Below are 15,263 nucleotides of genomic sequence, written 5' to 3' on the forward strand. Positions count from 1 at the left end.
GCGGACGGGGGTCAGATCCGGGCGAGGATCTCCCGGGCCAGGTGCTCGTCGAGCACCACCGTGTCCAGCGCGCCGCTGCGCAGCACGCCGCTGACCCCGGGTGCCTTCTCGACGCCGAAGGCGACCCCCACCACCTCCGGAATCGCCTGCAGCTCCTCGAAGGTCACCGCGAGCACGCGGTCCTGCGCAGGGGGGCCGAGAGGGCGGCCGTCGGGGTCGACCAGGCGGGCGCAGATGTCGCCCACCGGGTGCTGGGCCGCGAAGCGCTGCCGCTCCTGGTCGCTGAGCTTCATCCGTTCCACGATGTGCAGCGAGGAGTGCACGCCCACCGATCCGATGCCCACCAGCGCCAGCTCGACCGCGGCCGCCGCCTGCAGCACCGAGCCGATGCTCGACTCCGTGCGCAGGGATCGCACCGTCTCGGCGGATTCCAGCACCGCGGGCGCGTAGAGGGTCTGCGGCTGCGCCCCGAGCTTCGAGGCCAGCGCGCGGAGCACCGACTCCCCGGTCTCCAGCTGGTCCAAGGCGCTGAGTCCGCCCACCAGCGGAAGCACCTGCGGTGCGGGGCGCAGCCGCTGCTGCTCGAGATGGTCGATCACGCTCTGGACCGCCTGCCCCCAGGACACCCCGATGCTGCTCACCCCGGCGAGCTTCTCCGTGATCACCGCCGCGGCCTCACGGGCGGTCGCCTCCGGGGCGGCGGTCCGGGCGGCCGCGACCACGTGGACGTCGCGCAGGCCGAAGGCCGCCTGCAGCCGCACCTCGAGGGAGCTCTCGCGCACCGGGGGCCCGTCGGGGTCGTGGATCGTGATCTCCACGATCCCGCGCTCGCGGGCCTGCGTGAGGATCCGCGAGACGTTGGAGCGGGAGAGGTTCAGCTGCGTCGCGATCTGGGACTGCGAGAGGCCCTGGTCGTGGTACAGGCGCGCGACGCTCACGATGAGGCTGGTCTCGCGCGCTGCGGGCATCGGGGCTCCTCGGGCTCTCTCGGGCGCCGCCGGGGTGGATCGGGGCGTGCGCACAGACTACGCAGGTCCGGGGCCTGTGTGGGGCGGGGAGGGTGGGGAGGGGCTGAGCGGGTCCGGGAGGGTGGGGAGGGACCGGCCGGGTCGTAGGGTCGGAGCATGTCGATCCCCACCGCGTCCGTGCCCGAGCAGGTCCGCGTCGCGCACTGCCTGGTCGATGCGCAGGGGAGGGTGCTCTCCGCTCGCGACGAGGACCGTCCCCTCTACGCCGCCAGCACCATCAAGCTGCACGTGCTGCACGCCGCGCTGGGAGCCGTCGCGGACGGCGCCCTCGACCTCGACCACGCCGTGCCCGCCACGCGGGCCTTCACCGGCGCCGACGGGGCGCCCTTCACCCTGACCGGCGACCATCTGGATCCCTCCCATCCCGCCGACGGCACTCCGGTCCCGATGGGCGACCTGCTGCGGCGCATGATCGACCGCTCGAGCAACGAGGCCACCGATCACGTCCTCGAGCTGCTCGGCCTCGACGCCGTCGCGGAGGCGATCCGCGCCCTGGGCCTGCGCTCGACGCGGGTGGAGCGACTGATCGGGGACGGGGCCGCGCTCGCCGCCGGGGCGACCAACGAGACCAGTGCTGCGGACCTCGCGGCGACCCTGCGCGCCCTGGTCGTCGATCATCCCCATCCGCTGGCCCTCGACGCGCTGCGCGCCCAGCGGATCCCCGTGATCGGCACCGTGCTGCGCGACGGCGTGGAGTGGGGGTCGAAGTCCGGCTGGGTCGACGGGTACCGGCACGACGTGGCCTACGTCGGCGCCCCCGGGTCCGAGGAGCTGCAGGTGCTGGCCGTGATGACCGCGGGGCTCGGGGAGGACGAGGCCGACGCGCGGATCCAGGGACTGGCCCGGGAGCTGCTGCCCGGCGCGGCGGCCTGACCCGGCCCGCCGGGCAGGGCCTCTCCGCCGGGCCGGACCATTTCCGCCGGGCCGGGGCGCTCCGCCCGCCGGGCGGGGCCTCTCAGCCGGCCAGCGCCACGCGGCGTGCGCCGGCGTACTCGTCGTCCACGTCGTACTCGGTCAGCGACATGATCTCGACGCTGCGCTCCGCGTTCGGGGCCTGCATGATCTGGTCGTCCCCGAGGTAGAGGGCGACGTGACGGATCGAGTCCCCGCCCGGCTCGGTCGCGAAGAACACGAGATCGCCGCGCCGGAGGTCGTCGCGCTCGACGGGCTCCAGGTCCGAGTGGTTCATCTGGTCTCCGGCGTCACGGTCGATCGAGATGCCGTGGTGATGGAACAGCGTGTAGGTGTAGCCCGAGCAGTCGAAGCCGTAGGCGCTCACACCGGCCCACAGGTAGCGCAGCCCCAGGAATCGCTCACCGGTGGCGATGATGTCCTCCGCAGTGGGCAGGGGCGGTGTCTCGCCGGCGGCGCGCACCACCACGTCCTCCTTCGGGAGGTAGGCAGGACGGCCGCCGGGCACGGCCACTCGCACCGCGGTCGCGGTGCGTCCCAGCACCGGCAGGATCGTGTCGAAGGAGACGTCGATGCCGGGATGGTTGCCCGAGAGGGTGCCGGTGAGCGTGCTGGTCAGCGCGGTGACGGTCGCCGTGGGGCCGTCGGCGGCGCGGTGGGCGAAGCTCCCGTCGGCCACCAGGTGCACCGTCGGCACCCAGCCGGGATAGCCGCGCGGATCGCGCGGGGTGCCCTGGGCGGTGACGACCACGTGCGCCCAGTCGCCGTCGATCTCGTCGACGATCACCTCGCTGCCCAGCACGGCCTGGCTCTCGAGCATGCCGGTGAGCCAGCGACGGGTCTCGGTGTCCTGCATGTTCGCGTTCCAGGCGTCGAGGTCCACCGGGTTGGACAGCGACGGTCCGTCGATGTCCGGACGTTCGGTCCAGGGGTCGACCCACAGCGTGGTGGCGGTGACCGCCACGTGGGCGGCCTCGCCCGGGACCAGGCCGGTGCCCGGGGCGGGGAGCTCGGCGGGGACGTGCGCGGGCGCGCTGCCGGCGCCCGCAGCGCCGGGGTCGCCGGTCGGGCCGGCGGCGAGTGCGGCGGGGGACACGCCGGTCAGGCCCGCGACGGCGAGACCGGCGGTGCCGGTCGCGGCCAGGCGCAGCCCGTCGCGGCGGGTGAGGCGGGGATCGGTCGGCATCGGGGACATCAGCTCTCCTTCGGCGGGGCGCCGCGAGGTCGCGGCGGCCGATGGTCATGGGAATGTCGGGGGTGGGAACGTCGGTCGTGGGCTCAGCGGTCGTGGGCTCTGCGGAGGTGGACTCTGCGGCCGGGGACCTCTCGGCCCGGGGCGCCCTGCGGTCATCGACCACCCCCTGCTGGACCCGGCACCCTACGCCCGTCCGCCGTGGGGGTGGTGGAGGGATCAGGGACCTGGGCCGGATCGACGTCGGAGGTCAGGCGCTCGAGCCCGAGCCCGGGCCCGCCGGTCAGGCGCAGCCAGGCGCCGTCCTGGTCGTACCCGCCCCGGGGGACGTCGGAGGCGAACCAGGACGGGGAGTCCAGGTCGATCATCGTGATCGCGGGATGCGCGACGGCCACGTGCGCCGCGGCCGCGATCGAGATCCGCGGCTCCATCATCCCGCCGAGCATGCAGTCGATCCCCGCTCGCTGCGCCACGTCGGCGACGGCCAGCGCGCCCTGCAGCCCGCCCGCCTTGGCGAGCTTGATGTTCAGCAGGTCGCAGGCACCGGCGTCGACCAGGGCCCGGGCGTCCTCGGCGGTCCACACCGCCTCGTCGGCCATGATCGGCAGCGTGACGGCCGCGCTCACCCGCGCCAGGCCCGCGACGTCCGCCGCGGCGACGGGCTGCTCGACGAGGTCCACCGGGAGCCCGGCCGTCTCGAAGCCGGTGATGATCTCGACGGCCTGGTCCGGGCTCCAACCCTGGTTCGCGTCCAGACGCAGCCGGGCCCGCGGAGCGGCCTCCACCACGGCGGCCAGTCGTTCCCGGTCCAGGCCGATGTCGCGGCCGAGCTTGATCTTGAGGATCTGCTCGCCCGCGGCGACCGCCCGGCGCGCATGGTCCGCCATGACCTCGGGGGCCTCGAGGGAGATGGTCATGTCGTTCATCAGGCCGTCCTCGAGCCGGCCCCCGAGCATCTCGACCAGAGGCCGCCCGGCCGCACGCGCCCAGGCGTCGTGCACGGCCACCTCGAGCGCGGCCTTCGCGCTGGTCGCCCCTTCGAGCGCGGCCGAGATCCGGGCGGCGTGGCCGGTGACCGACGCCGTCGCGCCCTGCACGGCCGCCCGCAGCGGGCCCTCCAACGCGGCGGCGATCGTGCGCGCCGACTCGCCGGTGACCGCGACGGTCTCCGCCGCGGAGCCCTGCCCGATGGTGCCGTCGGCGAGCTCGACCTCGGCGACCACGTACTCGACGGCCTCGGTGCGGCGGGCGGCGGTCACGAAGGGGCGCAGCAGCGGTGCGCGGTGGCGGTGGCAGCGGACCGCCACCACGGTCAGAGGCACCGTGCCCGTCGTCGACGGCGCACGCGCGCCGTCGGCCCTCATCGCGTCGGCCCCGCTCACAGCATCGACATCAGTTTGGCGGCGGCGAGCCCCACGAAGGTGCCCATGAACGAGCCGATCAGCGCGTAGAGCACACCGACCGGGACCAGCTGGCGGTTGAAGGCCGCGGCCACGACAGGCGCCGAGGCGATGCCGCCCACGTTCGCGGTGGAGGCCACCGCGAGGGAGAACAGCTCGGTCCGGGTGAGCTTCGCGTAGACCAGCATCACGGCGGCGTGGAAGATCAGCACCAGCGCGCCCATCAGCAAGTAGATCGGTGCCTGGGTGAGGGCGGAGAAGTCCGAGCCGGAGGCGATCTGGCCGATCACCACGAACAGCATCAGGGTCGCGACCTCGCTCGAACCGGCCGTCTTCCCCAGCGGGGTGACGGCCACGACCAGACCGAGCAGGGAGACGATGAGGATCGACCACGTGGTGCCGTTGACGACCTCCCCGTACTCCGGGAGCAGCTCGCCGATCCAGATCGACAGGGTCGAGACGAAGATCGCGCCGAACACGACGATGGACAGCGAGGCGACCGTGACCGGGCGCTTCTCCTCCTCGAGCGTCCCGGAATGGGAGTCGAGGTAGGTGGTGTCGGCCTTCGTCCACTTGTTGAATCTCGGGGAGACCGCGACCGAGGCGAACATCAGCATCAGCCACACCGAGTAGCCGATGGTGTCGGTGATCAGCGCGTAGCCGAAGATGTTCTCCGGGGCCTGCAGGATGTCCTGCACGGCGACCATGTTCGCGCTGCCGCCAGTCCAGGAGGCCAGCAGGGCGCCGAACACCTTCCACGCCTCGCTGTGGACGGCGTTCTGGAAAGCCGCGTAGACGATGATCATGCCGGCCGAGAGCGAGGCGGCGGCGACGAAGAAGGTCAGCAGCAGCTTCGGGCCCAGGCGGATGATCTTCCGCAGGTCGCAGCCGAACAGGAACAGGAAGATCATCGCGGGCAGCAGCACGTCCTTGACCTGGGCGATCGGCTCGCGGGTGGCATCGTCCTGGCCGAACACCCCGATCGTGTTCAGGGTTGCGCACAGCAGGTACATCAGCACCATGCCGGGCACGAACTTGAACAGCTTCCAGCCGGTCGTGCGCTCGAGCACGATCAGCACGCACGACAGCGCCAGCAGGACGCCGAGCATGAGCAGTCCGTCGGTGATCACGGGGTACTCCTCGTTCGAAGGGGAAGTCACCGCCCTCCGGATCCCGGTGGGGACGAAAAAATCGGAAGCACCGAGGGCCGCCACCTCGGACGAGGTGCGGTCGCGGTGCTTCCGACGGGATCCGGTTCGGTGAGGTTCCGGGCGGGCGGCAACGGGTATGCGGTTATCGGGTCATGCCCTCACCCGGTGGGGCCGGCCGACAAGTCGCGGTACTTCGCGGCGGCGCTGCGCACTGCGGCGGCGAGCGCCCGCTGCGAGGACCCGTGGTACCTGTCGGTGATCGACTCCACCAGCGCGTCGTCCTCGAGCAAGGACCGCCCCACCAGGAGCTCGCGGACGAACTCGACCGTGAGCGCCAGGGTGGCGGTGCAGTCCGCTGCGCGGATGACGTGCGTCTCAGTATCGATCACGAGGCCGATGAAGAAAAGTCCCCATTGCGAGGTGATCGGATTGTTGGTCGGGGACTTCGCCTCCCCGGTGAGGTAGATCGTGTGCGCCATGGGAGGTCCTCGGGGTCGGGTCCTCGTGGACCGGAACGGGGCGACCCCGGGCCGGAGAGGTCTCCGGCCCGGGGTCGCGGTGGTCGTCGCCGGCCCGGGGGCCGACGCGGCATCGGGGGTCAGCGCAGGTTCGCGGGACCCGAGAGCTCGGCCGCGTCCTCGGCCGCGGCACGGCGCTCCTCGCGCTGGGCGTCGAGCTCCTTGGCGTGCTCCTTGGTCGAGGACTGGGCGGACATCGTCGACGCGGCCGGGGCGAGGTCGGCGAACTGGCCGGAGGACTCGCCGCGCACGCGGTTGTCGGCCCCGGTGGGCGCGGGGTCGTTGCCCTCGCCGGCGAGGTCGCCGCGCACGATGTTGCCGCTGACGTCCACCCCGCCGGTGTTGTCCGAGACGGTCACGTCACCGCCGAGGTAGTTGGTGTCCTCGCAGTCGATCAGATTGCCACCGGTGCCGATCTGCACGCCGACGTTCGCGGTGTAGGTCGCCGCGCCGTCGACCTCGCTGCCGCACAGGGCCGAGCCCTCGGCAGCGCCCGTGACCGTGAGGTCGCGGCTGACGGTCGAGTCGATGACGTCGGTGTACTGCGAGTTCTCACTCGTCAGAGCGCCGCCGACGGTCACGGTCTGCAGGTGCAGGATGCCCTGCTCGACGGCGACCCGGCCGTCGATCGCGGTGTCGTAGGAGTAGAGGAACGGATCCGCATCCTCGCCCGCGCGGCCCACGTAGCTGCCGGCGACGGTGGAGTCGTCGAGGTACACGCCGTATCCGCCGTTGGAGACGACGTTGGCTCCCACCTCGGAGCCGGTGGAGTCGAAGTAGCCGTCGGCCTGGACGACCACGCGGTCGGCGACGCTCGAATCCGTGATCAGGAGGTCGGCGCCCGCCTGCACCCGGACCTCGCCCTCGATGGTGACGCCGGTGAGGACGCAGGACTTGTCCTTGGCGACCACCAGGTCGCCAGGGACGGTCACGTCGGCCGCATCGCCGTCGCAGTAGGTGGTCAGCGCGGCGCTCGCGGAGCCGGCGCCGAGGGCGAGACCGGCGGAGGCGAGGGCCATGGTGGACAGGGCGATGGCAGATCGTGAGATGGTGCGCACGTCGAGCTCCTAGTGCCGTCGAGCCCGACTCTGGGCGCCGACGAGGGTTGTGGGTGTGAACCGTTCCGCATAGACCGTAGCGACTCAGATCACACGGGGCAATCGGTGGCGGGCGATTCCCCAGTGTTCATCGAGGGTTTCCCGGCCCGTGGCCGTCCCCGACGGGCACGGGCCGCGGCGAGGGCGTCGACCGCCCGGCGTCGGGCCGGTGCGCGTCAGCCGACCTCCGACCCCTCGTCGGCTCCGGCGCCGGTGACCCACTCGGACAGGTGCTGCGAGAGCGCGAGCCGACTGGGCTCGTGGCAGTACATCATGTGCCCCGCCTCGTAGTACTCGACGCGGATCCGCTCGCTGTAGTCCTCGCGCGGGATCGCCAGCTGCGCGAGCACGTGCTCGCTCGCATGGAACGGCGTGGCGGCGTCGTGATAGCCGTGGGAGACCAGCACGCGGGTGTGCGGGGACTTCCGCAGCAGGCGGGAGAGGTCCGAGGCGACCTCCGCCGAGCGGCCCTCGAAGTCCTTGTAGCTCCACGGATGCACCCGGCCCGACATGATCTCGTAGACCACGTCGGAGGAGAAGTCGAGCTCCCCGCGCAGGTACTGGTTGATCGTCGCGGTGTAGGAGGGGGCGAGCTGGTCGATCGACGGATCGGTCTCCATCCGGCCCGCGTTGCCGTTGCCCGCCGGAGCCGTGAAGCGTCCGTCGATCCGACCGGTGACCAGGCCCTCCTCTCGCAGCAGCTCGGCGAGGAACGCCATGTGCTCGACGCGCAGATCCGCTCGCTCCACCCACGCCGGGTCCACCCCGATCAGCGCGCCGATGCGCGCGGCCGCCTCCGCCTTCTGCTCCGGGGCGAGCCGCAGGCCGGCCGCCAGCAGCGCCGGGTACTCCTGCTCGGCGAAGGCCTCGGCCTCGTCCACGACGTCCTGCAGGAGCCGCCCCTCGTGCTTGCCGTGCGCATGCGCGATCGCGGCATAGGTGGGCAGGTAGTGCAGGAAGGGGCGGTCGTTGCCGGCGTCGAAGCGGATGGTGCCGAAGTCGAGCACCGGGGAGATCAGCGCGATCCCGGCCACCGCCACGTAGTAGCGGTCCATGAGGCGCGCGGCCACCGCGGAGGCGCGGGTGGTGCCGTAGGACTCGCCCGCCAGGTAGATCGGGGAGGTCCAGCGCCGGTGGCGGGTCAGCCAGTCGATGACGAAGGAGGCGATCAGGTCGCGGTCCTCGGCCAGTCCGTGGTGGCGGGCCGGCTTCTGCCCGGGCGCGGGACGGGAGTAGCCCGTGGTCATCGCGTCGACCACCACGAGGTCGGCGTCCTGCAGGATCGTCTCGTGGTTGTCGAGCAGGCGGTGCGGAGGGGCGGCCGGGGAGCCGGCGTCCCCGGAGTCCACGCGGCGCGGCCCCAGCAGGCCAAGGTGCAGCCACACCGTGGAGGCGCCGGGCCCGCCGTTGAAGGCGAACATCACCGGACGCGGGCCCTCGCCCCGGTTCTGCGCGACGTAGGAGACGGAGAACATCTCCGCATGGGCGGCGCCGCGCCCGTACTCCTCGCCCTCGGGCTCCTCCGTCAGCACGACCGTGCCGGTGGTCGCGGTGTAGTCCAGCGGGCCGTCGGGCAAAGACAGCGAGTGCAGTGTCGTGACCAGGGAATCCTCGGGGGTCTCGGGCGTCCCGGCGCCCGTGCTCGGGCCGGTGGCCCCTGCCTTCTCGGCGTCGGCGGGGGCGGTGTGCTCGGCGTTCACTCGGGCTCCTTCGATCGGTGCGGCGTCGGCGTCGATGCTACGCGGGAGCGGAAGGGCCGGGCGGGCGGACGATGCGCGCTCAGGCGTGGTGTGCGATGCTGGCCCCGCCGGGGCGTGAACGTTCACGAACCGTGATCTGAGCAATGCCGCCCCCGGGTTACCCTCACGGGGAGCTCAATGACGAGGAGCGATGAGGAGAGCGATGAGTCCACACCTGTCACGACGATCCGCGCTCGCGGGAGGTGGCGCGGCGCTCGCCGCCGGCCTCGCCGCGTGCGCACCCCCGAACACCGGGGCCGTCAACGCCGAACCGACGATCCCTGCGGCTCAGGGGCCCGTCACCATCACCTACTGGGCCTGGCTCAAGGACCTCCAGAAGGTCGCCGACGTGTTCAACGCGTCCCAGGACCGGATCCGCGTCGAGACCACTTGGATCCCCGGCGGCAACACCGGCGGGTACGCGAAGATCCTGTCGGCGGTCGCCGCCGGCGGCGGTCCCGACATCGCCCAGGTCGAGCTGCGCCAGGTCCCGGAGTTCGCCCTCGCCGGGGCGATCACGGACCTCACCCGCTACGGCTTCGGCGACCAGGAGGAGGCCTTCGACCCCGGCGCCATCAGCCAGGTCAAGGTGGGCGACTCGTTCTGGGCCGTCCCGCAGGACACCGGGCCCATGGCGACCTTCTACAACCGCGAGGTCCTCGAGGGCGAGCTCGGGCTCGAGGTCCCCACCACCTGGGAGGAGTTCCGCGACGTGGCCGGGGCCGTCTCCGAGGCGGGCAAGAACCTCATCAGCCTCGACCCCTCCGACGGCTCCCACCCGATCGGCTGGGTGATGCAGTCCGGCGCGACCTGGTTCCGTCCCGAGGGCGAGGGCTGGGTCGTCGACATGACCGACGAGGCGTCCATGCGGGTCGCCGATTTCTGGGACGGCATCCTGGCCGACGGCATCATCGGCACCGGCTACGGCTCCTACACGACGCCCTGGTACGCGGCGGCGGGACGCGGCGACGTGCTCGCCTCCATCTCGGGTTCGTGGTCCGACGCCCTCAACGAGACCGTCCCCGACGGCTCCGGGAAGTGGGCCGTCGCCCCGATGCCGACCTGGGAGGACGGATACGCCTCGGGCGGCCACGGCGGCTCCTCGGCCGCCGTCCTGGCCAATGCGCAGCACCCCGCCGAGGCGCTCGAGTTCCTCACCTGGATGTGCACCGACCCCGCCGGGATCGACGCGATGATCGAGTTCTCCGGCATCGGCTGGTCCCCGGCCGCCGACTACATCGGCGAGATCCGCCAGCAGCCCTCCGAGTTCTTCTCCGACCAGAACTACAACGAAGAGGTGATCGTCCCGATGGCCGAGGGCCAGAACCTCGAGTGGACCTGGGCGCCGCTGATGCAGCGCGCGCAGGCCATCATCGGCGACGGCATGACCAACGCCGTCAGCGGCGCGGTGCCCCTGGCGGACATGTTCGCGCAGGCGCAGACGGAGATCGTCTCGATCATGCAGGACATGGGACTCGACGCGGAGGAGGCACGATGAGGTCGAAGACAGCTCCCTGGATGCTCCTGACACCCTTCCTGGTGCTCTTCGTCGGCACCATGATCATCCCGATCCTCATGGCGATCGGCTACAGCTTCACGAGCGTCGAGCGCTCCGGTCTGCTCGGCGAGGGCGGACTGACCAACACCTTCGCCTGGTTCGACAACTACGTCGCCGCACTGAGCAACGCCAACTTCATCGAGGCCATCGGGCGCATGATCCTGTTCGGGATCGTGCAGGTGACCGTGATGATCGTGGCCGCGACCCTGCTGGCGCTGCTGCTCGAGAGCGCCTCGGCGAAGTGGCCCGGGTTCTTCCGCGCCACCTACTTCCTGCCCTACGGGATCCCCGGCGTCATCGCCACGATCCTGTGGTCCTTCCTGTACATCCCCGGGCTCTCGCCGATCGTGGACGCCCTCGGGATCGTCGGCATCGACATCGACTTCCTGGCTCCGGAGATGGTGCTGTGGTCGATCGCGAACATCGTGACCTGGACCTACACCGGCTACAACATGCTGATCATCATCGCGCAGCTGAAGTCGATCCCCGGTGAGCTGTACGAGGCCGCGAAGATCGACGGCGCCAGCTCCTTCCGCGTGGCCACCTCGATCCAGCTCCCGCTGATCCGGCCGGCCCTGATGCTGACCATCATCTTCTCGATCATCGGCACCCTGCAGCTGTTCGCCGAGCCGCGGCTGCTGCAGACCATGAGCGCCGGGATCACCTCCGAGTACACCCCGAACATGGCCGCCTACGCCTTTGCGTTCCAGTACAACGACATCGGCATGGCGGCGGCGCAGTCCGTGATCATCGCGGTCTCCGCCTTCCTCCTCTCGGCGATCGCGCTGGGAATCTCCAACTGGACGGAGAAGCGCCGATGAACACCACCGACACCGCACACCTCGAGGACACCACGCGGCCCGCCGGGCGTCGCGGAGCCTCCGGCAGGCCGCCGCGGGCACCGAAGGACGACGGGCGCGCCGGCAGTCGCGATGCGGGCCGCAAGCCCACCACCACGATCATCGTCACCACCGTGCTGGTGCTCGTGGCCCTGTACTTCCTGGTCCCCGTGTACTGGGTGGTCATCAATGCCACCAAGTCCACCGAGGACCTGTTCGCCACCAACGGCTTCTGGTTCGGCGAGAACTTCCAGCTGATCGAGAACCTCCGCGCGGTGCTGACCGCCAACGGCGGCATCTTCCCGCGCTGGGCGGTCAACTCACTGATCTACTCGGGCGTCGGCTCCGTGCTGGCCACCTACTTCGCGGTCGCCGCCGGGTACGCCCTGGCCAAGTACCGCTTCCCCGGCCGGCGCGTCGTGTACGGGCTGGTCCTGGGCGGTGTGCTCGTGCCGGGCACCGCGGTCGCCCTGCCGCTGTTCTTCCTGTTCAGCTCCCTCGGGATCACCAACACCTACTGGGCGGTGCTGATCCCCTCGCTGGTGAGCCCCTTCGGCCTGTTCCTGGCCTCGATCTACGCGAGCGCCGCGGTGCCGGACGAGCTGCTGGAGGCGGGCCGGATCGACGGCGTCGGGGAGATCGGGCTGTTCCACAAGCTCGCCCTGCCGCAGCTCACCCCGGCCGTGGTGACCATCGTGCTGTTCCAGTTCGTCGCGATCTGGAACAACTACATGCTGCCGCTGGTGATGCTGGCCGACGAGCGGCTGTACCCGATCACCCTGGGCCTGGACAACTGGCGTGCACAGACCGACCGGCTGCCGGAGTTCTACCAGCTCACCACCGGAGGCGCCCTGCTGTCCGTGATCCCGCTGGCGATCCTCATCCTGGTGCTGCAGCGCTTCTGGCGCGGCGGCCTGACGGAGGGGTCGGTCAAGGGCTGAGCACCCCCGGGCACCGACCGGGCGCCGCCCGGTCGGTGCCCGGTCGGTGTCCCGTCGGCGGCGCGGGCCTTGCGCCGAGACCGCCCGACCCCCTTCGATGGGGGGATGAGCATCGACGCCACCCGCGCCCGCCGACGGCTCCCGTCCAGCCCTGTGTCCTCCCGTCCCGTCTCGTCCCGTCCTGTCTCGTCCAGCCCGCTCCCCGGCGGCCCGCGTCCCGGCGGTGCCCTTCCCCGGCGCCGCCTGCTCGCCGCCGGGGCGATGGCGCCTCTGGTCGGGGCGGGCCTCGTCGCCTGCGGGGGCGAGGAGGGTCAGGAGACGGGGACCGAGCCGGACCTGCGCGCCGAGGTCGACCGCGCCGAGCCCGGCCCGCCCGAGGGTGCGGGCGAGCTCGTGATCCCCTTCTCCGCGGCCCTGCTCGGCGCGATCGACCGTGAACCGGTCAACGCCGTGTGCTCCCCGCTGTCCGCGCAGGTCGCCCTCACCATGATCGGGATGGGCGCGGCGGGGGACACCCTCGCCCAGATGGAGGACGTGCTCGGCGGGAGCATGGAGGACCTCGCCGCGAGTGCCAACACGCTCTCGCAGCTGCTGGCCGCGGTGGGCGACGAGGAGCGGGAGGCCGCGGACGAGGAGGCCCCCGCGCCGGCCGTGGCCTCCCTGGTGAACGGGACCTGGCTGCAGGAGGGCATGGAGGTCCAGGAGCCCTTCCTCGAGGATCTCGCCACCTGGTTCGGCAGCGGTCTGTTCGAGGCGGACTTCACCGAGGAGACCGCGCGCGAGGAGGCCCGCGAGGAGATCAACGGCTGGGTCGCCGAGAACACCGAGGACCTCATCGAGGAGCTCATCCCCGAGGGCATCCTCCGCGCCGACACCCGCCTCGTGCTGGTCAACGCCCTGCACCTGCGTGCCGCCTGGCAGGACACCCTCACCACGACCGGAGGCACCTTCACCACCGCGGACGGCGAGGAGCGCAGCGCCGAGATGCTCCAGAGCGCGACCACGACCTGGTTCGAGGACGAGCTGTGCCGGGCGACCTCCCTGGACACCTACGGCGAGGATCTCGCGCTCGCGCTCGTGCAGCCGGCGGGGGAGCTGCCCGAGGTGCTCGACGCCTGGGCGCAGGACGCCGACGACGCCGCCTCCGGCCTCGGCGCGGTGCTGGCCGGCCTCGAGGAGTCGCAGGCCTCGGTGCAGCTGACCGTGCCTGCTTTCGACATCTCCTGGGAGGAGTCGCTGAAGGAGACGCTGCAGGGGCTCGGGATGACCGCCGCCTTCGACGACGACGCGGACTTCTCCGGCGTGACCGGTGCACAGGACCTCGTGATCGACGAGGTGCTGCAGAAGGCCGTGATCATGATCGACGAGGAGGGGATGGAGGCCGCGGCGGCGACCGCGGTCATCGCCTCCGAGACCTCGGCCCAGGTCCCCGATCAGGAGCTCGTGCTCGACGCCCCGTTCCTGGTCGTCGCCTACGAGCGCTCGACGCTCGCCCCGCTGGTGGTCGGTTGGATCGGGGACCCGACGCAGACCCGCTGAGAGGCCCGGCCAGGGGGTGGGGCGCGCTCTGCCCCCGCGCCGCGTGCCCCCGCGCCGCGTGCCCCGTGCGCGGGTGCCCCGCTTGCCCCGTCGTCCGTCCCCGGATTGGATGGACCGATGCCCACCGCCCACAGCACCTGCACCGCCTTCACCGCTCGCCTGCTCGCCGGCCTGGACCGCGCCCCGGTCAACGCCGTCTGCTCCCCGCTGTCCGTGCAGGTCGCCCTCACCATGGCAGGGCTCGGCGCCGCCGGGACCACCCGCGAACAGCTCGAGCAGGTGCTCGGCGCGGACGCCGAGGAGCTCGCCCGCACGGCGCAGGAGCTGCGGGAGCTGCTCGCCGCGGTGGGGGAGCAGGAGCGCTCCCGCGGGAACGCCTCCGGTCCCGAGCCGGCGCGCGCGAGCCTCGTCGGCGGCGCCTGGGCGCACCAGGGCCTCGCGGTGCGCCCCGAGTACCGCGAGCTGCTGGCCGACCGCTTCGGCAGCGCGCTCGGGGAGCTCGACCTCACCGACGACACCGCTCGCGAGGCCGGTCGCCGGGAGATCAACGACTGGGTCGCAGCCCGCACCGACGGCCTGATCGAGGACCTCGTCCCCGCCGGCGCCCTCACCGCCCGCGAGCGCCTGGTGCTGGTCAGCGCCCTGCACCTGAGGGCCGCCTGGCCCACGCCGTTGACCCGCGCTCCCGGCGCCTTCACCACCGCGGGAGGCGAGGTCCGCGAGCTGGAGATGCTCCGCGGGACGGGTGCCGGCTGGTACGAGGACGAGCACTGCCGCGCCACCGCGCTGCCCACGGCGGGCGGGGAGCTCGCGCTCGCCGTGATCGCCCCGACCGTCGGCGTCCCCGAGGTGCTCGAGGCCTGGGCCGACGCCGCCGAGCGTCCGGCCGACGACGGGACAGGAGGCCCGGCCGAGGCAGGGTCCGGCCTCGCCGCCCTGCTCGCGTCCCTCGCCGTCTCGCACGAGCGCGTGGAGCTCACGCTCCCGGGCGTCGACGTCGCCTGGGAGGAGGAGCTCAACGGCCCCCTGCAGCAGCTCGGCCTCACCGAGCCCTTCACCCCCGGTGCCGACTTCTCCGGCGTCGCCGAGGGTGCGGACTGGTTCCTCTCGCTCGTCCTGCACAAGGCCGTGATGACGATCGACGAGCACGGGATGGAGGCCGCCGCCGCGACCGCCCTGCTGACCCGCCTCTCCGCCCCGGCGCCCCCGCGGCGCCGCCTCGTGGTCGACGCCCCGTTCCTGCTGGTCGCCTACGAGACGCGCGCGCTCGCCCCGCTGGTCGCCGGCTGGATCGGGGATCCGGCGCTCACGCGGTGACCCGCCCCGTCGGGGCCTGTCACGGAGGGTGC

13 protein-coding genes are annotated in these 15,263 nt (G+C 72.1%); 6 read left to right on the top strand and 7 right to left on the bottom strand.

What is annotated here, in order from left to right; translation table 11 throughout:
- Nucleotides 1-11: 11 nt before the first annotated feature.
- The gene (locus tag ACT3SP_RS09765; protein WP_444587090.1) at nucleotides 12-968 is read right to left on the bottom strand and encodes a sugar-binding transcriptional regulator; all 957 of its coding nucleotides are present in this window, start codon (nucleotides 966-968) and stop codon (nucleotides 12-14) included.
- A 156-nt stretch (nucleotides 969-1,124) separates the two neighbouring features.
- Here ACT3SP_RS09765 and ACT3SP_RS09770 point away from each other — a divergent pair, with 156 nt between their 5' ends.
- Entirely contained in the window at nucleotides 1,125-1,901 is a 777-nt protein-coding gene (locus tag ACT3SP_RS09770) for a serine hydrolase (protein WP_444587091.1), read from the top strand.
- An 82-nt stretch (nucleotides 1,902-1,983) separates the two neighbouring features.
- Here the strand turns inward: ACT3SP_RS09770 and ACT3SP_RS09775 are convergent, their stop codons facing one another.
- The 6 genes from ACT3SP_RS09775 to ACT3SP_RS09800 form a co-directional block, all read right to left on the bottom strand.
- Nucleotides 1,984-3,135 carry a C40 family peptidase gene (locus ACT3SP_RS09775; protein ID WP_444587092.1) on the bottom strand — a complete coding sequence of 384 codons (1,152 nt, stop codon included), beginning with the start codon at nucleotides 3,133-3,135 and terminating at the stop codon, nucleotides 1,984-1,986.
- Between the two features lie 152 nt (nucleotides 3,136-3,287).
- Entirely contained in the window at nucleotides 3,288-4,454 is a 1,167-nt protein-coding gene (locus ACT3SP_RS09780) for a dipeptide epimerase (RefSeq protein WP_444587093.1), read from the bottom strand.
- A gap of 56 nt (nucleotides 4,455-4,510) precedes the next feature.
- Nucleotides 4,511-5,662, bottom strand: coding sequence for a DUF819 family protein (locus ACT3SP_RS09785; RefSeq protein ID WP_444587143.1), 1,152 nt, complete (start codon nucleotides 5,660-5,662; stop codon nucleotides 4,511-4,513).
- Nucleotides 5,663-5,841: 179 nt separating this feature from the next.
- On the bottom strand, nucleotides 5,842-6,162 hold the full coding sequence (locus ACT3SP_RS09790; protein ID WP_444587094.1) for a DUF3870 domain-containing protein: 321 nt from the start codon (nucleotides 6,160-6,162) through the stop codon (nucleotides 5,842-5,844).
- A gap of 119 nt (nucleotides 6,163-6,281) precedes the next feature.
- Nucleotides 6,282-7,259: a hypothetical protein gene (locus ACT3SP_RS09795; protein WP_444587095.1), complete on the bottom strand. Its 978-nt coding sequence runs from the start codon at nucleotides 7,257-7,259 to the stop codon at nucleotides 6,282-6,284.
- Nucleotides 7,260-7,474: 215 nt separating this feature from the next.
- Nucleotides 7,475-8,998, bottom strand: a complete 1,524-nt coding sequence (locus ACT3SP_RS09800) for a S10 family peptidase (RefSeq protein ID WP_444587096.1) — start codon at nucleotides 8,996-8,998, stop codon at nucleotides 7,475-7,477.
- A gap of 202 nt (nucleotides 8,999-9,200) precedes the next feature.
- On the opposite strand from ACT3SP_RS09800, the gene ACT3SP_RS09805 reads away from it, so the two are divergent.
- The 5 genes from ACT3SP_RS09805 to ACT3SP_RS09825 all read left to right on the top strand — a co-directional run bounded on the left by ACT3SP_RS09805 (nucleotide 9,201) and on the right by ACT3SP_RS09825 (nucleotide 15,231).
- Nucleotides 9,201-10,535 (top strand): ABC transporter substrate-binding protein, encoded by a 1,335-nt coding sequence (locus ACT3SP_RS09805; protein ID WP_444587097.1) that lies wholly within the window; start codon nucleotides 9,201-9,203, stop codon nucleotides 10,533-10,535.
- Nucleotides 10,532-11,416, top strand: a complete 885-nt coding sequence (locus tag ACT3SP_RS09810) for a carbohydrate ABC transporter permease (protein ID WP_444587098.1) — start codon at nucleotides 10,532-10,534, stop codon at nucleotides 11,414-11,416. Before ACT3SP_RS09805 ends, ACT3SP_RS09810 begins: the two co-directional genes overlap by 4 nt.
- The gene (locus ACT3SP_RS09815) at nucleotides 11,413-12,375 is read left to right on the top strand and encodes a carbohydrate ABC transporter permease (RefSeq protein WP_444587099.1); all 963 of its coding nucleotides are present in this window, start codon (nucleotides 11,413-11,415) and stop codon (nucleotides 12,373-12,375) included. Before ACT3SP_RS09810 ends, ACT3SP_RS09815 begins: the two co-directional genes overlap by 4 nt.
- Before the next feature lie 105 nt (nucleotides 12,376-12,480).
- On the top strand, nucleotides 12,481-13,914 hold the full coding sequence (locus tag ACT3SP_RS09820) for a serpin family protein (RefSeq protein WP_444587100.1): 1,434 nt from the start codon (nucleotides 12,481-12,483) through the stop codon (nucleotides 13,912-13,914).
- 117 nt (nucleotides 13,915-14,031) lie between these two features.
- On the top strand, nucleotides 14,032-15,231 hold the full coding sequence (locus ACT3SP_RS09825) for a serpin family protein (RefSeq protein WP_444587101.1): 1,200 nt from the start codon (nucleotides 14,032-14,034) through the stop codon (nucleotides 15,229-15,231).
- Nucleotides 15,232-15,263: the final 32 nt, after the last annotated feature.

The sequence above is a fragment of the Brachybacterium sp. AOP43-C2-M15 genome, from assembly GCF_052446295.1.
Lineage (GTDB): Bacteria > Actinomycetota > Actinomycetes > Actinomycetales > Dermabacteraceae > Brachybacterium.